The organism is Pseudomonas sp. TE6288 (genome assembly GCF_054062095.1).
Genome location: NZ_JBSSEW010000021.1, coordinates 1 through 25,040, shown reverse-complemented (window position 1 = coordinate 25,040; position 25,040 = coordinate 1). Strand labels below are relative to the sequence as shown.

At 66.4% G+C, this 25,040-nt stretch carries 22 protein-coding genes and 1 pseudogene; 6 read left to right on the top strand and 17 right to left on the bottom strand.

What is annotated here, in order from left to right:
- Window positions 1-26: 26 nt before the first annotated feature.
- The 14 genes from ACVWY1_RS20995 to ACVWY1_RS20930 all read right to left on the bottom strand — a co-directional run bounded on the left by ACVWY1_RS20995 (window position 27) and on the right by ACVWY1_RS20930 (window position 14,049).
- On the bottom strand, window positions 27-719 hold the full coding sequence (locus ACVWY1_RS20995) for a response regulator (protein WP_102683716.1): 693 nt from the start codon (window positions 717-719) through the stop codon (window positions 27-29).
- A complete protein-coding gene (locus ACVWY1_RS20990) occupies window positions 716-3,370 on the bottom strand; it encodes a DUF4118 domain-containing protein (RefSeq protein WP_457378702.1) in 2,655 nt (884 codons plus the stop codon). Before ACVWY1_RS20990 ends, ACVWY1_RS20995 begins: the two co-directional genes overlap by 4 nt.
- 118 nt (window positions 3,371-3,488) lie before the next feature.
- Entirely contained in the window at window positions 3,489-4,052 is a 564-nt protein-coding gene (gene kdpC, locus ACVWY1_RS20985; RefSeq protein ID WP_102683718.1) for a potassium-transporting ATPase subunit KdpC, read from the bottom strand.
- 10 nt (window positions 4,053-4,062) lie between these two features.
- The gene (gene kdpB, locus ACVWY1_RS20980) at window positions 4,063-6,117 is read right to left on the bottom strand and encodes a potassium-transporting ATPase subunit KdpB (protein ID WP_214500378.1); all 2,055 of its coding nucleotides are present in this window, start codon (window positions 6,115-6,117) and stop codon (window positions 4,063-4,065) included.
- 10 nt (window positions 6,118-6,127) lie between these two features.
- Entirely contained in the window at window positions 6,128-7,822 is a 1,695-nt protein-coding gene (gene kdpA, locus ACVWY1_RS20975) for a potassium-transporting ATPase subunit KdpA (protein ID WP_457378701.1), read from the bottom strand.
- A 9-nt stretch (window positions 7,823-7,831) separates the two neighbouring features.
- Window positions 7,832-7,921, bottom strand: a complete 90-nt coding sequence (gene kdpF, locus ACVWY1_RS20970; RefSeq protein ID WP_011534724.1) for a K(+)-transporting ATPase subunit F — start codon at window positions 7,919-7,921, stop codon at window positions 7,832-7,834.
- Between the two features lie 148 nt (window positions 7,922-8,069).
- A complete protein-coding gene (locus tag ACVWY1_RS20965; protein WP_110704424.1) occupies window positions 8,070-9,122 on the bottom strand; it encodes an AI-2E family transporter in 1,053 nt (350 codons plus the stop codon).
- A 12-nt stretch (window positions 9,123-9,134) separates the two neighbouring features.
- Window positions 9,135-9,929: a DUF4892 domain-containing protein gene (locus ACVWY1_RS20960; protein ID WP_102684724.1), complete on the bottom strand. Its 795-nt coding sequence runs from the start codon at window positions 9,927-9,929 to the stop codon at window positions 9,135-9,137.
- Between the two features lie 102 nt (window positions 9,930-10,031).
- Complete coding sequence (locus ACVWY1_RS20955) at window positions 10,032-10,886, bottom strand: alpha/beta hydrolase (RefSeq protein ID WP_277505077.1); 855 nt, start codon at window positions 10,884-10,886, stop codon at window positions 10,032-10,034.
- Complete coding sequence (locus ACVWY1_RS20950; protein WP_277505078.1) at window positions 10,883-11,671, bottom strand: alpha/beta fold hydrolase; 789 nt, start codon at window positions 11,669-11,671, stop codon at window positions 10,883-10,885. The genes ACVWY1_RS20955 and ACVWY1_RS20950 overlap by 4 nt, the downstream gene beginning before the upstream one ends.
- Window positions 11,672-11,774: 103 nt before the next feature.
- Window positions 11,775-12,113, bottom strand: coding sequence for a hypothetical protein (locus ACVWY1_RS20945; protein ID WP_258701438.1), 339 nt, complete (start codon window positions 12,111-12,113; stop codon window positions 11,775-11,777).
- A gap of 96 nt (window positions 12,114-12,209) precedes the next feature.
- On the bottom strand, window positions 12,210-12,668 hold the full coding sequence (sixA, locus tag ACVWY1_RS20940) for a phosphohistidine phosphatase SixA (protein WP_198755273.1): 459 nt from the start codon (window positions 12,666-12,668) through the stop codon (window positions 12,210-12,212).
- Complete coding sequence (locus tag ACVWY1_RS20935; protein WP_038706498.1) at window positions 12,665-13,012, bottom strand: DUF4389 domain-containing protein; 348 nt, start codon at window positions 13,010-13,012, stop codon at window positions 12,665-12,667. Before ACVWY1_RS20935 ends, sixA begins: the two co-directional genes overlap by 4 nt.
- 11 nt (window positions 13,013-13,023) lie before the next feature.
- Window positions 13,024-14,049, bottom strand: a complete 1,026-nt coding sequence (locus ACVWY1_RS20930) for an NAD(P)H-dependent glycerol-3-phosphate dehydrogenase (RefSeq protein ID WP_277505079.1) — start codon at window positions 14,047-14,049, stop codon at window positions 13,024-13,026.
- 179 nt (window positions 14,050-14,228) lie between these two features.
- Between ACVWY1_RS20930 and ACVWY1_RS20925 the strand changes: the two genes are divergently transcribed.
- From ACVWY1_RS20925 to fabB, 5 genes are all read left to right on the top strand, one after another.
- A complete protein-coding gene (locus ACVWY1_RS20925; protein ID WP_277505080.1) occupies window positions 14,229-16,343 on the top strand; it encodes a TonB-dependent receptor plug domain-containing protein in 2,115 nt (704 codons plus the stop codon).
- On the top strand, window positions 16,343-17,233 hold the full coding sequence (locus tag ACVWY1_RS20920) for an ABC transporter substrate-binding protein (protein ID WP_198755271.1): 891 nt from the start codon (window positions 16,343-16,345) through the stop codon (window positions 17,231-17,233). The genes ACVWY1_RS20925 and ACVWY1_RS20920 overlap by 1 nt, the downstream gene beginning before the upstream one ends.
- Window positions 17,230-19,158, top strand: a complete 1,929-nt coding sequence (locus ACVWY1_RS20915) for a response regulator (protein WP_277505081.1) — start codon at window positions 17,230-17,232, stop codon at window positions 19,156-19,158. Before ACVWY1_RS20920 ends, ACVWY1_RS20915 begins: the two co-directional genes overlap by 4 nt.
- 206 nt (window positions 19,159-19,364) lie before the next feature.
- Window positions 19,365-19,880, top strand: a complete 516-nt coding sequence (fabA, locus tag ACVWY1_RS20910) for a 3-hydroxyacyl-[acyl-carrier-protein] dehydratase FabA (protein WP_102684717.1) — start codon at window positions 19,365-19,367, stop codon at window positions 19,878-19,880.
- Between the two features lie 11 nt (window positions 19,881-19,891).
- Entirely contained in the window at window positions 19,892-21,112 is a 1,221-nt protein-coding gene (fabB, locus tag ACVWY1_RS20905) for a beta-ketoacyl-ACP synthase I (protein WP_139669737.1), read from the top strand.
- Window positions 21,113-21,184: 72 nt separating this feature from the next.
- On the opposite strand, the gene ACVWY1_RS20900 is transcribed toward fabB, so the two are convergent.
- From ACVWY1_RS20900 to ACVWY1_RS20890, 3 genes and pseudogenes are all read right to left on the bottom strand, one after another.
- Window positions 21,185-21,925 (bottom strand): methyl-accepting chemotaxis protein, encoded by a 741-nt coding sequence (locus ACVWY1_RS20900; protein ID WP_442964301.1) that lies wholly within the window; start codon window positions 21,923-21,925, stop codon window positions 21,185-21,187.
- A 114-nt stretch (window positions 21,926-22,039) separates the two neighbouring features.
- A pseudogene (locus ACVWY1_RS20895) lies at window positions 22,040-22,810 on the bottom strand (MCP four helix bundle domain-containing protein); the annotation flags it as partial.
- 114 nt (window positions 22,811-22,924) lie between these two features.
- Window positions 22,925-23,932 (bottom strand): amidohydrolase family protein, encoded by a 1,008-nt coding sequence (locus tag ACVWY1_RS20890; RefSeq protein WP_457378700.1) that lies wholly within the window; start codon window positions 23,930-23,932, stop codon window positions 22,925-22,927.
- A gap of 109 nt (window positions 23,933-24,041) precedes the next feature.
- Here ACVWY1_RS20890 and ACVWY1_RS20885 point away from each other — a divergent pair, with 109 nt between their 5' ends.
- On the top strand, window positions 24,042-24,905 hold the full coding sequence (locus ACVWY1_RS20885) for a pirin family protein (protein WP_277505083.1): 864 nt from the start codon (window positions 24,042-24,044) through the stop codon (window positions 24,903-24,905).
- Window positions 24,906-25,040: the final 135 nt, after the last annotated feature.

Genomic DNA, 25,040 nt, shown 5'->3' with positions numbered 1-25,040 from the left:
CGAGCCCGCTCCCACGACGACGGGCGTCAAGCCGGCGTCACCAGACGGTACCCCACGCCCGGTTCGGTAATGATGAACCTGGGCGCCGTGGGGTCATCCCCCAGTTTCTGCCGCAGATGCCCCACCACGATGCGCAGGTAGTGGGTATCGTCGACATGGGTCGGCCCCCAGATATCCTTGAGCAGTTGCTGCTGGGTGATTACCCGCCCGGGGTGCCCGGCCAGTTGCGCCAGCAACGCGTATTCCTTGCGCGTAAGCGCCACCTCGACGCCCTCCAGGGTCACCTTGCGATAGGCAAAATCCACCACCAATGGCCCAAAGCTCGCCGCCGACGTGGCTGCCCCCACCTGGGGTGCCTGGCGCAGCAAGGCCCGCACCCGGGCAAGGAATTCCTGGATACCGAACGGCTTGGTCACGTAGTCGTTGGCCCCGCCGTCGAGGGCATCGACCTTCTGCACTTCGCTGGCACGCACCGACAGCACCATCACCGGCACCGTGCTCCATTCACGCAGCTCGCGCAGCACCTGCTGGCCGTCCATGTCCGGCAGACCGAGGTCGAGTACCACCAGGTCGGGCTTGTTCAAGGCGGCCTGGGCCAGGCCGTCGCTGCCGGTGCCGGCCTCGATCACCTTGTAGCCCTGGGACGCCAGGCTGATGCGCAGGAACTTGCGGATTTGCGGCTCGTCGTCGATCACCAGCAGGGTGGCGGCTTGGCTCATGGGGCTTCACTTTCAGTATCGGGTTGGGTCGGCAGCGGCAAGCATAGAGTGATGCGGGTGCCGTGACCATCGATGCCGTCGTCGACCAGGATCCGCCCGCCATGGGCACCGATCATGCCCTGGCAGATCGCCAGGCCCAGGCCGGTGCCCTGCCCGCCCCGATCGCCGCGGGCAGCGGTGTAGAACATGTCGAAGATCTTTTCGCGCTCGTCCTGGGGGATGCCGGGGCCCTCGTCGGCGATCGCGAGGCACAGCTGTTCGTCCTGCACCGAGACCTGCAGTTGCAGCCGGCCGTTGGCCGGGGAAAAGCGCGCGGCGTTTTCCAGCACGTTGATCAGCGCCTGCTCGATCAACGCCGCGTGCACGAACAGCAGCGGCAGTTCGGGCGGGACTTCGGTGTGCACGCGCAGGGGGGCCAGTACCACGCGCAGGCGGTTGAGGGCGCTGCCGACGATATCGGCCGGGGCAACCCAGTCGCGGGCCAGCTTGAGCGTGCCATGGCCCAGGCGGGTCATGTCCAGCAGGTTCTGGATGTAGCGGTCCAGACGCTCGGCTTCGTTTCGGGTGCCTTCGAGCAGTTCGCGGCGGTCATCCGGGGGGATGGCGTCGCCCAGCGCCAGCAGGCTGTCGATACTGCCGCGCATCGACGTCAGCGGCGTGCGCAGGTCGTGGGACACCGAGGCGAGCAAGGCGCTGCGCAGTTGCTCTGTTTCGCCGTGCAGGCGCGCGGCTTCCAGTTGCTCGCCCAGGCGGGCACGGGCCAGGGCCTGGGCCAGGGGTTGCGCCAGGGCCATCAACAGCCGACGGCGCTGGTCGCTCAAGGGCTCGCCGTCGCGTGGGCGTATGCCGAGCAGTGCCAGGGGCTGTTCCTCCACGGCCAGCGGCCACCACCACCAGCGGCCGTGGGGCAATGTGTCACTGCCGAAGCCCGCGGCCTGGCCATGTTGCCAGGCCCATTCGGCGGCGGCGCGTTCATTGTCGGTGAAGGCGGGAGCGCCACCGCTGGCCACCTGCAGCAGGCCCTCGGCGCTGCGTTCGAGCAGACACACCTGCACGCCCTGCCAGCCATCCATATGCTGGCCGGCAGCGCTGAACACCGCTTGGCGGTCGGTGGCAACGGTCAGGCGGCGCGACAGGTCGAGCAGCTGGTTGGTCTGCGCCTGGGTTTCGCGCAAGGCCTGCAGTTGGCGACGCTGGCGAGCGGCGAGGTTGCCGGTGAGCGCGGCCATCAGCAGGAAGAACACCAGGGTCAGCACGTCCTCTTCGCGCTGGATGGCGAAGGAGAAGTTCGGCGGGATGAACAGGAAATCGTAGGTGAGGAACGACAGCGCCGCGCACGCCAGGGCCGGCCCCAGGCTGCTGCGCACTGCCACCAGCAGCACGGCGGCGAGGAACACCAGGGAAATGTTGGGCAGCGCCAACACGCTCGACACCGCCCAGGACAAGCCCGCCGCCAGCGCGGTGGCGAGTAGCGCGAGCAGGTAGTGGCGCCACACCCATACGCGCTTTACCGCCGTACGCGCCGCTGGCGGCTGGGCGTCGCGGTCGAGCACGTTGATCTCCAGGCCGTGGCTCTCACGCAGCAGGCGGGCCGCCACACCGGCGCCGAACAGGCGCCGACGCAACAGATCACGGGACTGGCCCACCAGCACCAGGCTGGCGCGGCGCTCGGCGGCGTGCTGGATCAACGTGCGCGCCACTTCGCCGGCGCGCAGCAGCACCACTTCGCCGCCGAGGCGCTCGGCCAGTTGCTGGGCAGCCTGCAAGCGATGGCGGGCCGTCTCGTCACGCAGGCGGCCGTTGTCGACGTGGACCACGCTCCATGGCAGATGGCGACGCTGGGCGACGCGACAGGCATGGCGCACCAGGCGTTCGGCCTGCTCGTCGCCATCGATGCCCACCAGCAGCCGGCCGCGCAGGGCCGGGGCTTCCTGACCGCGCTGGCGATAGCCGCTGGCCAGGTCCGCGTCCACCTGGGCGGCGGCGGTCTGCATGGCCAGTTCGCGCAGGGCGGTGAGGTTGGTCTGGGAGAAATAGGCCTCGATGGCCGCCCGTGCCTGTTCGGGTACGTAAACCTTGCCCTCGCGCAGGCGCTCGAGCAGTTCACGCGGCGGCAGGTCGATCAGCACCAGTTCGAAGGCTTCCTGCAACACCCAGTCGGGCAGCGTCTCGCGCACCTGCACGCCGGTGATGTCGCGGACCTTGTCGTTGAGGCTTTCCAGGTGCTGGACGTTGACCGTGGTGTACACGTCGATGCCGGCGGCGAGCAGATCCTGCACGTCTTGCCAGCGTTTGGCGTGGCGGCTACCAGGGGCGTTGGTGTGGGCCAGTTCGTCGACCAGCACCAGCGGCGGCGTGGCCTTGAGCAGGCCGTCGAGATCCATTTCCTCGAGCATCACGCCACGGTATTCGCTGCGCAGCAGGGGTTGCTGGGTCAGGCCGCCGAGCAAGGCCTCGGTCTCGGCCCGGCCGTGGGTCTCGACCACCCCGGCCACCACGCGCACGCCCTGGCGTTGCTGGGCGTGGGCGGCCTGCAGCATGGAGAAAGTCTTGCCGACCCCGGGCGCGGCGCCGAGAAATACCTTGAGCCTGCCCCGGCCTTCCCGGGGCAGGCCCGCCAACAGCGCGTCGGCGCGGGCGGAGTCACTCATGTTTCATCCTTTGGTTGTTCAAGGATCAGCTGTTCGCCGGCAAGCCGGCTCCTACAGACACATGCCAGGACGGCACAAATCCCGTAGGAGCCGGCTTGCCGGCGAACAAATCCCACCGTCAGCGCGCGGCTAGCGGCGCCAACCGCTCAAGCGCCTGGTTCAATGCCAGCACATTCACCACCGGTGGCCCGATCAGTGGACGCAGGGTGGCGTCATTCACCAGCACTTGCAAGCGCTCCTCAGAGACCTGCCGCGCCGCCGCCACGCGCGGCAGCTGGTAGGCGATCGCCTCGGGCGGCAGGTGCGGGTCCAGCCCGCTGCCCGAGGTGGTCAGCAGCGCCTGGGGCACCGGCCCCTGCTGCGCCTGGTACTGCGCAGCGGCATCGGTCTTGACCCGCTCGACCAGCGCCGGGTTGCTCGGCGCCAGGTTGCTGGCGCCGCTGGCCACGGTGGCATAGGCCCCCGCCGAAGGCCGCGACTGGAACCAAGCGTCACCCTTGAATTCCTGGGCGATCAACGCCGAACCGCGCACCTCGCCCCGATCATCGCGCAACAGGCTACCGTTGGCCTGCTCAGGGAAGGCGACCTGGGCGATGCCGGTCACCGCCAGGGGATACAGCGCGCCGGTGACCACGGTCATCAGCAGGATCAGGCTCAGGGCCGGGCGTACATAAGCGGTCATGTCAGTCTCCTCAGACCAGGTGCAACGCAGTGAGCAGCATGTCGATCAGCTTGATCCCGGCGAACGGCACGACAATGCCGCCCAGGCCGTAGATCAGCAGGTTGCGCCGCAGCAAATGGGCGGCGCTGGCGGCCTGCACCCGCACCCCGCGCAGGGCCAGGGGGATCAGCACGATGATGATCAGCGCGTTGAACACAATGGCCGAGAGGATCGCGCTTTGCGGGCTGGCCAGGTGCATCAGGTTGAGCACGCCCAACTGTGGGTAGATGGCGGCGAACAGCGCCGGCAGGATGGCGAAGTACTTGGCCACGTCGTTGGCAATGGAGAAGGTGGTCAACGCGCCACGGGTGACCAGCAGCTCCTTGCCCACCTGTACCACGTCCAGCAGCTTGGTCGGGTCGCTGTCCAGGTCGACCATGTTGGCGGCCTCGCGGGCCGCCTGGGTGCCATCGTTCATGGCCATGCCCACGTCGGCCTGGGCCAGGGCTGGGGCGTCGTTGGCACCGTCACCGCACATGGCCACCAGGCGGCCGTCGTTCTGCTCCTGGCGGATCCGCGCCAGCTTCTTCTCCGGGGTGGCTTCGGCGAGCACGTCGTCCACACCCGCCTCGGCAGCAATGGCGGCAGCGGTCAGCGGGTTGTCGCCGGTGACCATCACGGTGCGGATACCGAGCTTGCGCAGTTCGGCGAAACGCTCGCGGATACCGGGCTTGACCACGTCCTTGAGGTGGATTACGCCGAGCAGGTGCTTGTCGACGCACACCAGCAGCGGGGTGCCGCCGCTCTGGGCGATGCGCTCCACTTCACGGGCCAGCGCCGTGGGCAGCTCCAGGCGTTGCAGGCCGCAGAAGGCCAGTACCGCGTCGACGGCGCCCTTGCGGTAGCGGCGCTGCTGGAAGTCGATACCCGACAGGCGCGTCTCGGCGCTGAAGGCGATGGCTTCGTACTGGTTGCTCGCCGGTTCCGCGAAGTCGTGCAACTGGCGCAGGTACTCGACGATCGACTTGCCTTCGGCAGTGTCATCGGCCAGCGAGGCGAGCAAGGCGCCCTCCCCCAGCTCCTTGGCGGTCACGCCGGAGGCTGCGTGCAGTGCGCTGCAGCGACGGTTGCCGAAGGTGATGGTGCCGGTCTTGTCGAGCATCAGCGTGTGCACGTCGCCTGCCGCTTCAACGGCGCGGCCGGAGCGGGCGATCACGTTCAGGCGCACCAGGCGGTCCATGCCGGCGATGCCGATGGCCGACAACAAGCCGCCGATGGTGGTGGGGATCAGCGTCACCAGCAGCGCGGCGAGGAAGATCAGCGGCAACTCGCCACCGGCGAAACGGGCGAACGGCTGCAGGGTCACCACCACGATCAGGAAAATCAGGGTCAGGCCGATCAGCAGGATGTCGAGGGCGATCTCGTTGGGGGTCTTCTGCCGCTTGGCGCCTTCGACCAGGGCGATCATGCGGTCCAGGGTCGACTCGCCGGGGTTGCTGGTGATGCGGATCAGCAGCCAGTCTGAGACCAGGCGGGTGTTGCCGGTAACGGCCGAACGATCGCCGCCGGACTCGCGGATCACTGGCGCGGACTCGCCGGTGATGGCCGCCTCGTTGACCGCGGCGATGCCTTCGAGCACCTCGCCGTCGCCGGGGATCAGCTCACCGGCCACCACGCGCACCACGTCGTCCTTGCGCAACTGGGTGGCGGCGACGGTCTCGAACGTACCGTCACTCTTGCGGCGCTTGGCGGCCAGCCCCTGGCTGCCAGCCTTGAGGCTGTCGGCGCGGGCCTTGCCACGGCCTTCGGCAAGGGCTTCGGCGAAGTTGGCGAACAGCACGGTGAACCATAGCCATACGGTGATCTGCACGGCCACTGAAGTGCTCACGCCACTTTCAGGGGCGAAGCAAAGCACGGTGGTCAGCATGGCAGTGAGGGCCACCACCAGCATCACCGGGGCGCGTTTGAGCTGGCGCGGGTCGAGCTTGACGAAGGCCTGCACCAGCGCCGGGCGCCACAGGGCGGCGAAACGGGTCTGGTCCTTGGCGCTATGACGCGCCTTCACTTCGGGAATGGGCATGTTCATGGTGTGTTCCTCAGAAACCCAGGCTCAGGTGTTCGGCAATCGGCCCCAGGGCCAGGGTCGGCAGGAAGGTCAGGCCACCGACCAGCAGGATGGTCACCAGCAGCAGCGTGGTGAACAACGGGCCGTGGGTGGGGAAGCTGTTCAGGCCTTGCGGCGTGCTCTTCTTGGCGGCCAGGCTGCCGGCCAGGGCCAGCACCGGCAGGATGTAGCCGAAGCGGCCGATTAGCATGGCCAGGCCGATCATCACGTTGTGGAACGGGGTGTTGGCGCCGAAGCCGGCGAAGGCCGAGCCATTGTTGGCGGTACCCGAGGTGTAGGCGTACAACAGTTGGCTGAAGCCGTGGGCCCCGGGGTTGGTCACCGCGCCGGCAGGCCCTGGCAGGCTGGCGGCGATGGCGCCGAGCACCAGCACGCCCACCGGCATCACCAGCAGGGTCGCCACCAACAGCTGTACTTCACGGGCCTGCAGCTTCTTGCCCAGGTATTCCGGGGTGCGGCCGATCATCAGGCCGGCCAGGAACACGGCGATCAGCACGAACAGCAGCATGCCGTAGAGGCCCGCGCCGACGCCGCCGAAGATCACCTCGCCAAGCATCATGTTGACCATCGCCACCATGCCGGTCAGTGGGTTGAGGCTGTCGTGCATGGCGTTGACCGAACCGTTGGAGGCCGAGGTGGTGGTCACCGTCCACAGTACGGAGCCGGTAGTGCCGAAACGGCTCTCCTTGCCTTCGAGTGGCGCGCTCTGCTGCACCTGGGCGCTTTCCAGGGCCGGGTTGGGCTGGTGCTCCGACCACAGCGCGGTGCTGCCGCCGATCAGGAACAGCGCGAGCATGCAGGCGATGATCGCGCGGCTCTGGCGCAGGTCCTTCACGTAGTGGCCAAAGGTGAATACCAGAGCCACCGGGATCAGGATGATCGAAGCCACTTCGAACAGGTTGCTCCAGGCCGTGGGGTTCTCGAACGGGTGCGCCGAGTTGACGCCGAAGAAACCACCACCGTTGGTGCCCAACTGCTTGATGGCGATCTGGCTGGCGGCCGGGCCCAGCGGGATGGTCTGGTCAACGCCTTGCAGGGTCACGGCGTGGACGTAGTCGGCGAAGGTCTGTGGCACGCCCTGCCACACCAGCAGCAGCGCCAGCACCAGGCAAAGCGGCAGCAGGCCGTAGAGGGTGGCGCGGGTCAGGTCGACCCAGAAGTTGCCCAGGGTGCTGGCCGAACGGCGGGCGATGCCCCGGCACAGGGCAACCAGCACGGCAAGGCCCGTGGCGGCGCTGACGAAGTTCTGCACGGTAAGGCCGATCATCTGGCTCAGGTAGCTGACCGAGGCTTCACCGCTGTAGGCCTGCCAGTTGGTGTTGGTCATGAAGCTGACCGCGGTGTTGAACGCCAGCGACCATTCCTGGCCCGGCAAGTGCTGCGGGTTGAGCGGCAGGCTGCCCTGCAGTTGCAGGACGCCGAACACCATCAAAAAACCGGCCAGGTTGAAGGCCAGCAGGGCCAGGGTGTACTGCTTCCAGCTCTGCTCCTGGTCGGCGCGCACGCCGGCCACACGGTAACAGCCCCGCTCCACCGGGCCCAGGAGCGGCGACAGCCAGGTACGCTGGCCCTCCATGACCTTGAAGTAGAAGCGCCCAAGCCAGGGTGCCGGCAGCAGCACGATGGCGAAGAACGCCAGCAGCAGCAGGTAATCGTAACTGTGCATGGTCGCCCCTTAGCCGCGATCGGCGCGCAGCAGCGCCACCAGCAGGTAAACCGCCAACGCCACCGCCAGAAGCAGTGACAGCCCGTCGAGCATGTACATGTGCAATCTCCCCTAGTTGCGGCGTGAAGGCCGCTTTGGGGAAATTGTCCGAGGGAGGGGCGTAAAGGGGCGAGATGGGGGGTCGGGTCAGGACATAAAGAAAGCGTAAAGATCGCTGATGTATCGCGGGGCAAGCCCGCGATGGAGATCAACGCTGCGGCGTGTGCTGCGCGGTATTGCGGCTCCAGTCCAGCAGCAGGCTGTACCCCACCGCCAGCAAGGTCGGCCCGATGAACAGCCCGATGAAGCCGAACGCGATCAGGCCGCCGAACACCCCGAGCAGCACGATGACCAGCGGCAGGTTACCGCCGCGGCTGATCAGGTATGGCTTGAGCACGTTGTCCACGCCACTGATGATGAAGGTGCCCCAGATGCCCAGGAACACCGCCATGCCGTAGTCGCCCTTCCAGACCAGCCAGGCGGTGGCCGGTATCCATGCCAGTGGTGGGCCCATGGGAATCAGGCTGAGCATGAAAGTCACCAGGCCCAGCACAATGGCCCCCGGCACGCCGGCGATCAGGAAGCCGATCAGCGCCAGCAGGGCCTGAGCCGCCGCAGTACCGATCACACCATTGACCACCCGCTGCACGGTGCCGGCGACCAGGTCGACGTAGTACTCGGCGCGCTCGCCCACCAGCCGTTGCAGCAGGCGGTGCACGAACGCCGCCAGGCGTGGCCCGTCGCGGTAGAAGAAGAACACGAACACCAGGCTCAGGGTCAGCTCGAGCACCCCACCGCCGATCTGCGCGCTGCGGGCCAGCAACCAGTTGCCGACCTGGCCAAGGTACGGCTTGGCCGAGGCCAGCAAGGCCGCCCCTTGCTGGTCGAAGGACTCCCACCAGCCAACCAGGCGCTCGCCCACGAATGGGATACCGGCCACCCAGGCGGGCGCGTCCGGCAGGCCATCGACCTGCACATCGCGAATGAACGCGGTGGCATCACGCACATGGTCGGCCAGGTTGAAACCCAGCCACACCAGCGGCATGGCCACCAGCAGGATCCACACCGTGGTCAGCAGACTCGCGGCAAGGGTTTCCCGGCCGCCCAGCACGCGGGTCAACAGGCGCATCAGCGGCCAGCTGGCGAAGGCCAGGATGGCGCCCCACAGCAGCGCCGAGATGAACGGCGCCATCACCCACAGCGCGGCGCCCAGCAAGGTGAGCAGCAGGATCTGGATCAACAGGCGGTCATTGTTGGCCATGGTGGCCCTCACTCAACGGATCAGTTCCAGGTGCAGGCCTTCGGTCGGAGCATCGCCCACCTCCAGCCGGGCGCTGCGCACGCCGGCCTTGACCAGTTGCTCGCGCCAGGCTTCGGCGCCCTTGCCACTGAGGCTGGCGCGCAGGGTGCTGTCGAGGTTCAGGCTGCGGGCCAGCAGCGTCGCCCAGGCGGCCTGGGGCTCGGCCAGGTCAGGGTAGTCGAGCTTGCCGGTGTCGCGCAGTTCGCGCAGCACCGTGGCGGCGGTGGGCAGCAGCTCGCCCAGCGGGTTGCCGGCGACGAACTCCTCGACATGCAGGTAGGCGCGGCGGTTGCCGCGCGTCACGCTGTACAGCGCCACCAGGGTGTCGGCTTCTTCGGCGGAGCGGCGCAACAGGATGAATGCCTGCTGTTCGTCACCACCATTGAGGCGGGCGTTGGCGAACACGTCGTTGGCCCACAGGCTGGCCTCGCCGCAATCGCGGCCCTGGCACCAGAACAACGGGTAGCCACCGTCCTGCTGCAACGCCTCACGGGCACTGGTGAAGGCTTCGCGGGCGCTGCGCTCAACCGGCAGCTCGTAGGTCACGGAACTCACCTGGCCGCGACTTTCGACTTTGTCCTCGACCCGTAGCCGGCCGCTGATCTTGCGCAGCGGACCCATGGGGTAGACACGCTCCTGCTCCACTGCCGGGCGTTGGTCGACCACCTTGGCGTCGGGTGGTACCGGCAGGCTGCCGGCCCAGAGCAAGGGGCTGGCGATGGCGAGGCAGGCGGCGACGGCGCCGCGAACGAAAACAGGTGCGCTCATCGACCGCCCTCGCAGGTGGCGGGGCAAGGTGCGTGGATGTCTGGCATGTACATGGTTGTCTCCCTTTCAACCCGCCAAGCCTCGACACTTGTCCGGTGCAAGTCAAGGAATGCCAAAGAAGCGATTGAAACAGTCTGCGACAAGGGCCGCGCCCTCGGCGTCGTTCAGGTGCAGATGGTGCCCGCCCGGCAAGGTCACCTGCTCGAAGGGTAGCTGCTCCAGCAGTTCCGTGTGGCGCGCCAGCATGCCGTCGGCGGCCACCACCAGGCAGGCCGGGCAGGCGATACGCTTGACGAAGGCCATGGCCTGGTCGTGGTTCAGCCGGATGGGCGAAGGCAAGGTGAGGCGACTGTCGCTGCGCCAGCTGTAGCCGCCTGGCACCGGCATCAGGCCGCGCTGGGCCAGCAGCTCGGCGGCTTCGCGGCTGACCGCGACCATGCCCTTCATGCGCGCTTCGACGCCCTCCTCCAGGGTCGCGTACACCGACTTGCGCTTGCCCTCCAGGCGCATTTGAGCCTGCAAGGCCAGCCCCAGGCGCTCGGCGGCGTCCTGTTCGCTGAGCGTCGGCGGGATCACCCCGTCGATCAATGCCAGATGGCTGACTCGTTCGGGCAAGGCCCCGGCTAGTTGCACCGAAATAATCGCGCCCAGCGAATGGCCGAGCAGGCCAAAGCGCGCCCAGCCGAGCTGTTCGGCAACCCGCAACACGTCATGGGCATAGTCGGCCAGGGCGTAGCCGGCACCGACCGGTCGATGCCCGGAATAGCCGTGCCCGGCCAGGTCCAGGGCGACGATGCGCAGCCCCTGCAGCTGCGGCGCCAGGCGCGCGAAGCTGTTGGCGTTGTCCAGCCAGCCATGCAGGGCGATCACCGGCAGGCCATCGGCCGGGCCGAACAGGTGCGCGGCCAGTTCGATATGGCCCAGCGTCAGGCGGATCTCCTCGACCTGGGCGCTCATGCCTGGCTCCAGCGCTCGAACAGGCCCTTGATCAGGCTGGCGGTGTCGGTGGGCCGCTCCAGCGGGAACATGTGCCCGCCCGGCAGGCTGTGGTACTCGCCCATGGCCATGGTGCGCACGGCCAGGGCGTGGTGCTTGCGAATCACCCGGCTCTGGGCGCCACGCACCATCGCCAAGGGCACCTGCAACTGGCGAGGCCTGGCTGGGCTGACATGCGGAATGCTGCGGTAGATGCTGATTTCGGTGGCCGGGTCGAAGCGCAGGCGCAGACCGTCCTCGTCCTGCGCCAGGCCATGCTCCAGGTAGGCTTCCAGGCACTCCGGGTCGAAGTGGCGGAACAGGGTCTTACCGGTAAAGTAACGGCGGGCACTGTCGCGGTCGGGAAAGGCCTCGCGCCGGCCCAGGGTACGCCCGGCCGGAGTGATGCGGTCGATGAAACCCAGACGCTTGGCGGCCTGGATCAGCCATTCGTCGGCGCGGGTCAGCACCGGCGAATCGAGCATCACCACTCCGCGGTAGAACTCCGGCCGACGCAGCGCCGCATGCAGGTGCAGCACGCCGCCCAGGGAGTGGCCGACGCCCCAGACCGGCGCATCCTGCTGCTCAAGGTGATGCAGCAGCTCGTCCACCAGGTTCTGCCAGTTGTCGTTGACCGGAAAGCGCGGATCGTGGGCGTGCTGTTCCAGGTGATGCACCTGGTAGTCCGGCGCCAGCGCGGCAAACAGCTTGCCGTAGGTGGCCGAAGGGAAGCCGTTGGCGTGGGCGAAGAAGATCTGCTGCGACATGGCCGCCTGCTCTGCACGGGGATGGATGGCCCATTGTCGGCAAGCGATCGGCTGGCGGCAACGTCCTGAACGGTCATCGCCAGTGACGATCAGGTCATCGCGACTAGAAGCTGGCCATCGAACGGTGCAGGCAGGCACGCATATAGGCCAGTTGCCACTCGAGGGCTTCGCGGGCCAGCTGGCGGTCCTGCTGAGTTTCCACCAGCCGGCGCAGCGCCAGGCAACTGGATTGCAGCAGGTGCGCCATGCGGATGCCGGACTGGCGCAGTTGCTCGAGCTCGTACTGGCCTTCGAAGCGGCGCAGCAGCTGGTCAAGCTTGGCATCGGCACAGTCGCGCAACAGGCAGTACTCGGCGAAGTCCAGCGCAGCGGGGCTGTCCAGCTTGTCGATCACGCTCTGGGGATTGACGGAGCGCACCAGCTCCAGGCGTTGCCTGCTCATCCATGATTCCTTGCGCGGCGTTGCGATCATGCACGCCGCCACGCTAAGGCCCGCACCACCCGAACGGCAACTGGCATAAATGCCAGTTGCCAGGTGTCAGCCGGCGTGGTTGAGGCTGCGCAGGGTCATCAGGCCGGCCAGTGGCCAGTCGCCCTCCAGCTCGGCCAGGCTGGCCGTGCTCAACGGTGCAGGTTGCTGGCCATGGCCGTGCTCAAGCTGACCAACCAGGTTGCCCACCAGGGGTTGGTGGCTGACCAGCAGGACATGCTCGAGCCCCAGGCGCTCGATCTCGCCGATCACCTGCTGCACGTCGCTCTCTGGCGTCAGCCACGGCACGGTACGCACCGGCTCAGAAAAACCGAGGGCGCCGTGCACCAGGGCGGCGGTCTGCTGGGCACGCACGTAGGGGCTGGCGATGATTGCCTGCAACGGCTGGCCCAACAGGTGCGCAGCGCTGCGCAGCACCTGCTCGCGACCGTGGGCGGTCAGGCGCCGCTCGGCGTCGCTGTTGGCCCTTGGCTCGGCCTCGCCGTGACGCAGCACCCAGAGCTTCACAGCTTGGGCTCCTCGTCACGCACCGGGTGTGGCGCCGGGGCGACGGCGTGGGGCGCTTCGCCTTCCGGGGTGCGCGGGGTCGGCCAGTCGGCGAACGGCCAGGGTTTCTGGTCGCTATGGAAAGTGCCGAAACGGCCGATCTGTGCCAGGTACTGGCTCAGGCTGTCACCGAAGTTCATCAGGCTGGCGCTGGGCGCGCCGTAGATCAGGCGGTAGATCAGTTGCACCAGCACCAGGCCGCCAAGCAGCAGCTCGGCCAGTTGCCAGGCCACCAGGAACACCAGCATCCACAGCACGCGCAGGATGATCGACTCGCGCTGGGCGCGCTCCGGGGTATCGTTCATACGTTTCTCCCTCAGTTGAAACCGCTGGTGGAAATGAAATCGACATCGGTCTTGGGCTCGGCGCGCATCAGGTGCTCGATCACCTGGTTGAGCGTGCGGCCTTCGAACAGGATCGCGTGCAGCCCCGCCACCAGCGGCATGTACACGCCCACTTCCTGGGCCTTGGCCTTGAGCACCTTGAGGGTGTTGACGCCTTCGGCCACCTCGCCCAGGCGGCTGACCGCCTGCTCGAGGCTCAGGCCCTGGCCAAGCGCATGGCCAACCTGGTAGTTGCGGCTCTTGGGCGAGGAACAGGTGACGATCAGGTCGCCAACCCCGGCCAGGCCGAGGAAGGTCATGGGGTTGGCGCCCTGGCTCACGGCGAAGCGGGTCATCTCGGCCAGGGCCCGGGTAATCAGCATGCTCTTGGTGTTCTCGCCCATCCCCAGGGCCACGGCCATGCCGGCGATGATGGCGTAGACGTTCTTCAACGCGCCGCCCAGCTCGACGCCGAAGCGATCGCTGCTGGCGTAGACACGGAACGTGCGGCCATGCAGCACCGCCTGCACCTGCTGGCACAGCACTTCGTCCTCGCTGGCGACCACGGTGGCGGTCAACGCATGCTCGGCGATCTCGCGGGCCAGGTTGGGGCCTGACAGCACGCCGATGCGTGCCTGGGGAGCGATCTCTTCGAGGATCTGGCTCATCAGCTTGAAGGTGTTCGCCTCGATGCCCTTGGTCAGGCTGACCAGGCCCTTGCCGCGCAGCAGCTCGGCGTGGGGTGCCAGCACGCTGCGCAAGGCGCTGGAGGGCAAGGCGACGAAGATCAGCGCGCTGCCCAGCAGGGTGGCGAGCAGGTCGTTGACCGGTTCGACGCCATCATGCAGGCGGATGCCCTTGAGGTAACGCGGATTCTCGCGGTCGACACGCATTGCCTCGGCTTGCGCCGGGTCGCGCATCCACTGCCGTACCGGATGGCCGTTCTGTGCCAAGAGGTTCGCCACGGCGGTGCCGAAGCTGCCGCCTCCAAGAACTGCAACAGGTTGCTGTTCAGTCATATCCAATCCGTTAACCAATAAAGTAAGTGGCGACGTGCGCATTATACGGCGCGCATGCGCCAGAGCCAGTGGCAGTACCCGCCCATTCGCAGGGCGGGCCTGTCATGGTGTCGCGGTCACTGGCAAAAGCCGCACGGTCGGTTAACATGCCTGATTGATCTCTGAAACAAGGCCGTTTCGTGTTCCCTGGCACGCCCCCGTACCCTCGCCTGCTGTTGCTGACTGCCCTGCTGGGCGGCCCGGCCGTGGCCGATGACCTGTTCATCGACAACCAGGACCTGCCGCAGGTTCTGACCGCCACGCGCCTGAAACAATCCCCGGCGGCGGTTCCGGGCAGCATGACCGTGCTCGACAACGAGCTGATCCGTGCCAGCGGTGCCCGCGACATCCCCGAGCTGCTGCGCCTGGTGCCGGGCATGATGATCGGCTACGGCGCCGGCAACCAGCCGACGGTCAACTACCATGGCAGCAACGTCAGCGACGCCCGGCGCATGCAGGTGCTGATCGATGGCCGCTCGGTGTACCGCGCCGGCCTGGCCACGGTGGACTGGAGCGACATCCCCGTGGCCATCGAGGATATCGAGCGCATCGAGGTGTTCCGCGGCCCGAACACCGTCAGCTACGGCGCCAACGCACTGATGGCGGTGGTCAACATCCTCACCCGCAACCCGGCCGACAGCCATGGCACGCGGGTCAAGCTGACCCGCGGCCAGGATGGCATCAACGACTACTACGCCAGCCAAGGCTTCGGCTGGGACACCGGTGACCTGCGCCTGTCGCTCTCCGGCCAGCAGGACGACGGCTTCGACCAGGACCAGTTCGGCCGCGACTACCGCGACAGCCGCCGGCTAAACCGCATCAACATCAGTGCCAGCCACACCCTGGCGCCGAACCAGACGCTGGAATGGCAACTGGCGGCCAAGGAAGGCAGCAACCAGCGGCCTTATACCTACCAGCCAGTGTTCGGCAATTACCGGGCCGGCGACAACGCCGACGTCAACGCCAAGGACTACGCAGGCTCGGTGCGCTGGAACCTCGACCTCAACCCCGAGCACAGCCTGTACGTGCAGGGTTCGGCGCAGCGCTTCGACCGCCAGCAGGTATGGCGCGCCTGCGATGCGGCAATTGCCTTCAGCCCCGAGCTGACACGCCTGTGGCAGCTCGACCCGAACTTCGCCGAGAAGGTCGCGCGCAACCTGTACACCGGCAACCTGCCCAGCACCAGCGACCCCGTGCTCGGTTCGCTGACGGGCCAGGTGCAGAACCAATGGGCCAGCGGTGGCAGCAACACGATCTGCGGCGACGTCGACCAGAGCACCCGTGAAACCCGCTATGACCTGGAAATCCAGGACACCCTGAGCCTCACCGACAGCCTGCGCCTGGTCAGCGGCATGAACTACCGCTACGACCGCGCCGATTCGCAGACCTACTTCAACGGCAGCATCGACGACCAGACCTGGCGCCTGTTCGGCCAGCTCGAATGGCGCGCCGACGAGCACTGGATCGTCCAGGGCGGCGCGATGTACGAACATTCGCAATTGTCGGGCAATTCGCTCACCCCGCGCGTGGCGGTGAACTACCTGATCACCCCTCGCCACGGCCTGCGCGCGGTGTATTCCGAGGCCATTCGCTCGCCGGACATGTTCGAGAACAACGTCAACTGGAGCTACACAGTCAAGGGCCTCTCGCCCAACCTGTACGGCTTGCAGAACGGCGAGTATTTCGTCAAGACCAGCGGCCCCGGCAACCTCGACCAGGAGCGCATGCGTTCACGAGAGCTCGGCTACAACGGCGCCTTCAGCGACATCGACCTGAATGTCGACGTGAAACTGTTCTACGACGAAATCACCGGCATGATCAGCGAGCCGTTGAAGAACAACCAGTTCATCGCCAGCAATGCCAACAAAGCCCGTTTCAGCGGCAGCGAGGCGCAGTTCGACTGGCGCGCCACCCAGCGCGACCGCCTGCGCCTGACCTATGCCTATGTCGACGCCTGGGCCAGCAACTCGGCCGATCGCCGCCTGAGTGCCCGCAACAGCGGCTCGGCCGGCTGGCTGCGCGATTGGGGCGAGGGCTGGTCCAGCGCCCTCTTCTATTACGGCGACGATGCCCTCAACCGGTACCGCTACGAGCGGGTCGACCTGCGCGTGGCCAAGCGCTTCAAGATCCAGGGCAGCAATCTGGAACTGGCCGCGCTGTGGCAGCAGCGCCTGGATGACGAACCGGTCACTCTCGAACAGAACCGTTATGACAGCCGCCACCGCCTGAGTGTCAGCGCGGAGCTGGAATTCTGATGCTGCGCGTGCTGCGCCTGCTGCTGCTGTGCCTGTGGCCCTTGGGATCACTGTCGGCCAGCGAGATCCTGCTGGTGGGCGGCGAAGACCAGCCCGGCATCCGCGGCTTCGTCGCAGCCCTGGAAAAGCGCAGGCCCCATGACCAGGTGCGGTTCCAGACCGTCGAGCAGCTGCCTGCCCCGGGCAAGCTCAAGGCCGACACCCGCCTGGTGCTGCTCGACATCCCGGCCTTGGAGTGGCGACTGACGGAGGCAACCGGGCCATTGGCACTGGCGCTGCGCATCAGCCGGGTCCAGGCCGAGCAACGCCTGGGGGTGTCGCGCCCCGCCTACCTCACCCTACTGTGGAGCGACCCGCCCCTGGCCCGGCAACTGCGCCTGGCCCGCTACCTGCTGCCGCAGGCGCGGCGCATCGGCGTGCTGTATGGCGAACACAGCCGCTTCCTGCTCGACGAGCTGCGCCAGGCAGCCCGCCCGCTGGGCCTGGAGATCGTCGCCCAGGACTGGCCCGACGTGCGCGACAGCCGCCCCTTGCAGCAGTTGCTGAACAACAGTGATGTGCTGCTGGGGCTGGACGACCCCGAGCTGTACAACTCCAAGTCGGCCAAGAACGTGCTGCTCAGCAGCTATGGCCGGCAGATGGCGCTGATCGGCCCGAACGTCGGCTTCGTCCGCGCCGGCGCCCTGGCCAGCACCTACAGCGACCAGGACGATTGGCTGGCGGTGCTCGAGCAGTTGCTCGACCAGCCACCGGCCCGCTGGCCGCGCAGCCTCTACCCCACGCACTTTGGTGTCAGCGGCAACCAGCAAGTGGCCCGCGCCCTGGGCCTGGAAGCGATCGACCCGGAAGCCGCCGCCCTGGCCCTTGCCGAAGGAACCCCCACCCCATGAGCAAGCGCCTGAGCTGGGACATCCACACCCGCACTCAGATCATCAGCCTGGGCCCCGCGCTGTTGCTGACCCTGCTGCTGATCAGTTTCTTCACCTTCGTACGCATCCAGGACTTGCGCCAGGAGCTCAACCACACCGGGCAGCTGATCGCCAACCAGCTGGCGCCGGCGTCCGAGTACGGGGTGATCTCGGGCAACAACGAAGTGCTCGAAAGCCTGATGCGCGCCACCTTGAGCATTCCCCACGTGCGTTTCCTCGAGGTGCAGGACAGCCGCAACCATATCCTGGTGTACGTCGAGCAGCCCGATGAAAGCCTCAGCCGCGCCCAGCGGGTCGAGGTGTTCCAGGCGCCGATCCGCCTGCAGCAGATCCGCCTGGACAACGACTTCCTGCAAGGCAAGAGCCCGCCGCCAAACATCGGCGACGACTACCTGGGGCGGGTGATCGTCGGCATGTCCGACGATGCCTTCAGCCAGCGCCAACAGGAGATCGTGATCAAGGCCGCAATCCTCGCACTGTTCGCCCTGCTGTTCACTTTCCTGCTCGCCCGGCGCCTGGCCACCAGCCTGTCCAGGCCGATCAGCGAAATGGGCCATGCGGTCCGCGCCATCCAGCAAGGCGACTTCAACGCGCCCCTGCCGGTAGTCGACGACAGCGAACTGGGCCACCTGGCCCGGCACATCAACAACCTGGCCAGCGCCCTGGACCAGGCCGCTCATGAACAACAACAGGCCATGGGCCAACTGATCCAGGCTCGCGAAGAGGCCGAGCAGGCCAACCGCGCCAAGTCGGACTTCCTGGCGATGATGAGCCACGAGCTGCGCACACCCATGAACGGTGTGCTGGGCATGCTGCAGTTGCTCGAGACCACCGAACTGACCGGCGAGCAGGCCGAATACACCGCGGTGGCCAGCGAATCCACCGGGCACCTGCTCAAGGTGATCAACGACATCCTCGATTTCTCGCGGATCGAGCGCACCACCCTCGAACTGGAGCTCATCGATTTCAACCTCGGCGAGCTCATCACCAGCAGCGTGCAGTCGTTCCAGCACACCGCCCAGCAGCGCAACCTCGACCTGCGCCTGCAACTGCCCCCCGGCATGCACCAACTGCAGGTGGTGGGCGACCCGACGCGGATCCGCCAGATCCTGCTCAACCTGGTGGGCAACGCCCTGAAATTCACCGAGCGTGGCGAAGTGGCGATCGAGGCGCGCTGGCAAGTGCTCGACCGCCAGCTGATCTGGCTGACCTGCACCGTGCGCGACACCGGCATCGGCATCGACAGCAACCGCCTGGAGATGATGTTCGTGGCCTTCCAGCAAGCCGACAACACCATCTCCCGCCGCTACGGCGGTACCGGCCTGGGCCTGTCGATCGCCCGCACCCTGGCGGAACGCATGGGTGGCCAGCTGCGCGGCGAGAGCCGCGAAGGCCTGGGCTCGACCTTCACCCTGGAAATGCCACTGGCACTGGCCAGCACACCCAGCGTCCTGCCCGGTGCCGCCACACAAGACCAGGCGACGGCTGAGGGCGGCGGGCGGATCCTGCTGGTGGAGGACAATCCGGTCAACCAGAGCGTCATCGAGGCCATGCTGCGCAGCCTGGGCTTCGAGGTCAGCCTGGCCATGGACGGCGCCCAGGCGATCGATCTGGTCGACCAGCAACGCTTCGCCGCGGTGCTGATGGATTGCCGCCTGCCCCAGGTGGACGGATACGAGGCTACCCGTCGCATCCGCCTGCTGCCCCACGGCGAAGGACTGCCAATCATCGCCCTGACCGCCAGCGCGCTGCAGGGCGACCGCGAACGCTGCCTGGCCGCCGGAATGAACGATTACCTGAGCAAGCCGTTCAAACGTACCGATCTACAGCGCATCCTGCGCCGCTGGTTGCCCGGTCAGGCAGTTGCGACTGGCGATAAATGCTAAAGTGCGGCAGTCTTAAAGACTGGACAGGACCGCCCCAGGGCCGGAAAATAACATTTCAGTGCACACCTGTACTTCTTTTGCCAGGTGCGCTGTGACTTTCACCACAACGCAATAGTCTACCTGTAGGCTGCCGCCTCGAATGCAACGCGCTTCGGGCCGGCCGGGAAGATTCGTCCCCTGCCGCAGGGGGTTATTGAGGAGCTCGCATGACCAAACAACACGCCTTTACTCGGGAAGACCTGCTGCGCTGCAGTCGCGGTGAGCTGTTCGGCCCCGGTAATGCGCAACTGCCCGCCCCGAACATGCTGATGGTCGATCGCATCACCCATATCAGCGAGGAAGGCGGCAAGTTCGGCAAAGGTGAATTGGTCGCCGAGCTGGATATCAATCCGGACCTGTGGTTCTTCGCCTGCCACTTCGAAGGCGACCCGGTGATGCCAGGCTGCCTGGGCCTCGATGCCATGTGGCAACTGGTCGGCTTCTTCCTCGGTTGGCAGGGCCTGCCAGGCCGTGGCCGTGCGCTGGGTTCGGGCGAAGTGAAATTCTTCGGCCAGGTACTACCCACCGCCAAGAAAGTCACCTACAACATTCACATCAAGCGCGTCCTCAAGGGCAAGCTGAACATGGCCATCGCCGATGGCTCGGTCAGCGTCGACGGGCGCGAGATCTACACCGCCGAAGGCCTGCGGGTCGGCGTGTTCACCTCCACTGACAATTTCTAAGGGTTATTCGCATGCGCCGCGTCGTTATCACTGGTCTGGGCATCGTATCGTGCCTGGGCAATGACAAAGAGACCGTCACCGAAAACCTGCGCAACAGCCGTCCGGGTATCCGTTACAACCCGGAATACAAGGAAATGGGGCTGCGTAGCCAGGTTTCCGGCTCCATCGACCTGAACCTCGAAGAGCTGATCGACCGCAAGGTCTATCGCTTCGTCGGCCACGCCGCCGCCTATGCGTACCTCGCCATGCAGGACGCGATCAAGGACGCCGGCCTGACCGAAGAGCAGGTTTCCAGCCCGCGCACCGGCCTGGTTGCCGGCTCCGGCGGCGCTTCCACCCTGAACCAGATGGAAGCCCTGGACACCCTGCGCGAAAAAGGCGTCAAGCGCGTCGGTCCCTACCGTGTCACCCGCACCATGGGCAGCACCGTGTCGGCGTGCCTGGCCACCCCGTTCAAGATCAAGGGCATCAACTACTCGATCTCGTCGGCCTGCGCCACCTCCGCACACTGCATCGGCACCGCCATGGAGCAGATCCAGTGGGGCAAGCAGGACATCGTCTTCGCCGGCGGCGGTGAAGAAGAGCACTGGAGCCAGTCGTTCCTGTTCGATGCCATGGGCGCCCTGTCGACCAAGCGTAACGAAACCCCCGAGCTGGCCTCGCGCGCCTACGACGCTGACCGTGACGGTTTCGTCATCGCCGGCGGCGGCGGCATGGTCGTGGTCGAGGAGCTGGAACATGCCCTGGCCCGTGGCGCCAAGATCTACGCCGAGATCGTCGGCTACGGCGCGACTTCCGACGGCTACGACATGGTCGCCCCAAGCGGCGAAGGCGCGATCCGCTGCATGCAGCAGGCGCTGTCCACCGTCGACACCCCGATCGACTACCTGAACACCCACGGCACCTCCACCCCGGTCGGCGACGTCGCCGAGATGAAAGGCGTGCGTGAAGTGTTCGGCGACAAGGCACCGAAGATCAGCTCGACCAAGAGCCTGTCGGGCCACTCGCTGGGCGCCGCGGGCGTGCACGAGGCGATCTACTGCCTGCTGATGATGGAGAACAACTTCATCGCCGGCTCGGCCAACATCGACGAGTTGGACCCGGAGGTCGCCGACCTGCCGGTACTGCGCAAGACCGAAGAGAACGCCAAGATCGACACGGTCATGAGCAACAGCTTCGGCTTCGGTGGCACCAACGCTACCCTGGTGCTCAAGCGCTGGACTGGCAAGTGATCGGCTGACACGCCGAACGAGAACGCCCGGACCTTGGTCCGGGCGTTTTTGTTTGTGCCCCCGTGATGGTCCTTACACCGAAAACCGCTGCACCAGGGTATTGAGGTCCACCGCCAGCCGCGACAGCGCCTGGCTCGCGGCCGACGTCTCCTCGGCCCCGGCCGAGGACTGGTGCGCCAAGTCGCGGATGGTGGTGAGGTTGCGGTCCACCTCGCGCGCCACCTGGGCCTGCTGCTCCGACGCACTGGCGATCACCAGGTTGCGTTCGTTGATCTGACCGATGGCTGCGGCGATCGCCTCCAACGCCTGACCGGCAGCATGGGCGCCGTCCAGGGTCGAACGGGCCTGGGCGTCGCTGTGCTGCATGCCCTGCACGGCCCGTTCGGCGCCGCTGCGGATGGCCACGATCATCTGTTCGATCTCCTGGGTCGAACTCTGCGTACGGTGAGCCAGCGCCCGCACCTCGTCGGCGACCACGGCGAACCCGCGTCCGGCTTCGCCGGCCCGCGCCGCCTCGATGGCCGCGTTGAGCGCCAGCAGGTTGGTTTGCTCGGCGATCGAACCGATCACATCCAGCACCTTGCTGATGTCGTGCACCTGCTGGGCCAGTTGCCCGACCTCCTCGGCGTTGCCCGCCACGCCACTGGCCAATGCCTCGATGGCGGTGACCGTGGCCTGCACCTGCTCGCGCCCACGGCGGGCGATCTGGTCTGACTCACGCGAAGCCTCGGAGGTAGCCACCGCGTTGCTCGCCACCTCCTCCACCGCCGCCGTCATCTGATTGACCGCCGTGGCGGCCTGCTCGATTTCCATGCTCTGCTGCTGCAAACCACGGGTGGCATCCTCAGTGACCGCGCTCAGCTCCTCGGAGGCCGACGCCAGCTGGCTGGCCGAGTCGGAGATCCGGCCGATGGTCTCGCGCAAACTCAGCTGCATGCTCTTGAGGGCCGCCAGCAGGCGCGCTGGCTCATCATCACCCTGCACGGTGATCTGCGGGGTCAGGTCGCCCGTAGCGACCGTCTCGGCGACCTTCAGCGACTGGCCGAGCGGTCGCACGATGCTACGGGTCAACGCCAGGGCGAGCACCACGGTGAGGCTCAGGGCGATCACCAACAACACGCCGACCCATACCTTCGCACCGTTGTACACGGCCTCGGCCAGGTCGGTGGCTGAGTTGGCCTGATGGTTGTTCAGCTCGATCAGCTCGTTGAGGGTCGTCGTCATCTGGTCGGCCAACTGGTTCATCTCGCCGTTGACCAGCGCCGCCGCTGCCTGGACATGCCCATCGGTGGCCAGTTGCACCACCTGCCCCTGCAAGGTCATGTATTGACGCTCAAGGCCCTGGTAGCGGTCGAACAACGTGCGCTCCTCAGGAAGCACGATCAAGGCATCGTAGTGACTCTGAGCCTTGCTCAGGCCACCTTTGACCTCGTCGATGCGGGCACGGTTCTGCTGCTGGGCGACCGGGTCAGTGTTGACCAGCAGGCGCAAGGTCAAGGCGCGGATGCGTAGCATGTCCTGAGTCATGCGGCCCACCGAGATCACGCTCGGCAACCAGTTGTTGTCCACCTGCTCGGACTGCTGGCGCATGTTGGTCATCTGTTGCAGCGCGAAGCCGCCCAGCGCCACTACCAGCAGCGCCATGATGCCAAAGCCAAGGCCGGCGCGCGGCGCGATATTCAAGCGTCTCAGGCTCATTTCCAGGATCCCTCCCAAGCGTGATATTCCGTTGCTTAAAAAAGGTATCGGGCCGCCTGGAAATTGCGTAAGACGAAAAGGCGATATCAAATCGCTATCTGCGCATGAAACTCGTTATTTCGCGCTTTTTGGCAGCAAATCGACAAAATTCCTGCGGCTCACCCGCTCTGCCACCGCTTCTGGCAACGCATCGAGGAATGGATCGAAAGCGTGCATCTGTTCGCCGATGCTGCCGAAGCGCCCCACCACATCGGAACCGAGCATGAAGCGCTCGGGAAAGCGTTGGACCAACTCGACCCAGGCCTTGCGTGGCACGCCCTTCTCATCCAGCAGGTAGGGCTCGAGCACGCTCCAGGACAGGTCCACGTATAGGTTGGGATAATCCTCTAGCAATCGTGTGAGCACCGGCAGGAGAAAGTCCATGCGTTCCTGGTGTCGGTGGATCTCCATGCTGCTGCCAGCATGAGCCCAGATGAAGCGGGTATGCGGATGGTTGCGCAACGGTTCTTCGATTTCCGCCAGGTACAGCGGGTTGCGCTCGCGCTTGGAGGTGATGTTCGAATGCAGCAACACAGGCAGGTCGCGCTCGGCCGCGAGGTGGTAGATACGGGTCATGGCCTCGTTGTTGGCCCGCGGCGTATCGCCGCTGGTCAGGGCGGTGAGATCGTCATGACGGGTGAACACCTCGCCGATGCCCTGCCACAGCCCCGGATAAAGCTCGAGCATGCGCTCGATATGGTTGACCGCATTCTTGTCCACCGGGTTGAAGCCGGTAAGGAACGGATGAAAGCGCCTGCGCTGCTCGGCAGGCAGTTTCTCCAGCGCGGCGGCGACGTACAGGTCGGTGGCGCTGTACCAGTAGGCATCGGCATCGTCGCCTGCGTAGTAGCGCGGACGCTTGGGCTCGTCCTCGTGCCATTTCTTCGCCACCGGAATGCCGGAGATCATCGACTGTTCCACCCCGGCCTCGTCCATGGCCTTGAGCAAAGCCGGCATGCCCTCGGTTTCCTGGAAGAAATCCACGTAGTGCAGATGGGCGTCGCTGTAGCGGTAGTCGCGGGCTTGCGCAGTGTCGAACAGGCTTGCGCTCAACAGCAGGCAGGCCAATGTGCGGGCAATCATCTCAGGCTCCTTTGCCGGTACCACAAGAGTAGACCGGGCAGCGCGCGCGACGGTTCAGCCACGGACGGCAAAACGCTATGCTTGCAGGCATCCCTCAAGGAGTGTCGCCATGAGCAGCCCCCTGGTCATCCGCCCACGCGCCGAATCGGTCGAGGGCCAGCCGATCCTGCGTCCGCTGCCCTCGGCGCAGTGCCGCAGCGTAGGGCCTTTCGTGTTCTTCGACCATATGTTGGAAACCGACTATGCACCGGGTCATGGCATGGACATTCGCCAGCACCCGCATATTGGCCTTTCCACCCTCACCTACCTGTTCGAGGGTGAAATCCAGCACAAGGACAGCCTCGGCTCGGACCAGCGCGTGCGCCCGGGAGACGTCAGCTGGATGACCGCCGGAGCGGGCGTGGCGCATGTCGAGCGCACGCCGGCCGAGGTGTTCGAGCGCGGCTCGCGACTGCATGGGCTGCAGGCCTGGCTGGCCTCGCCGAAGTCCGATGAGCAGGGCCCGGCAAGCTACAGCCATCACCCGGCCGACAGCCTGCCGGCCAGTGACAGCCTCGGCGTGCGGATCCGCATGATCGCCGGCACAGGTTTCTGCCTGGCCTCACCGGTACCGGTGCTCTCCCCCACGCTCTACGCTCATGTGCACATGCAGGCGGCCACCACCCTGATCGTGCCGACGGAACACGCACAGCGCGCACTGTATCTGCTCGAAGGCGAGTTGATGCTAGATGACGAGGAAGTCGAGCCATGCAGCCTGATCGTGCTGCCCGAGGGCGAAGAGGTGGTGTTGCATGCCGAAGAAACGAGCCAGCTGGTGCTGATCGGCGGCGCGCCGCTGGATGGGCCGCGGCGGATGAACTGGAACTTCGTGGCCAGTGACCCGGGATTGATAGAACAAGCCCGGGCGCGCTGGGCGGCCGGGGATTGGCCAGTGGTGCCGGGAGAAAGCGAACGGATCGAATTGCCGCGTTAACGGGGGGCGCTTCGCGCCCCATCGCCGGCAAGCCGGCTCCCCCACCCGGTTTGAGTTGTTCTGTTGTGGGGCCGGTGGCGGCGCGTGGGGCGCCCCGCCGCCGCCCCACACGCGCCCACCAGACAAACAAAACAA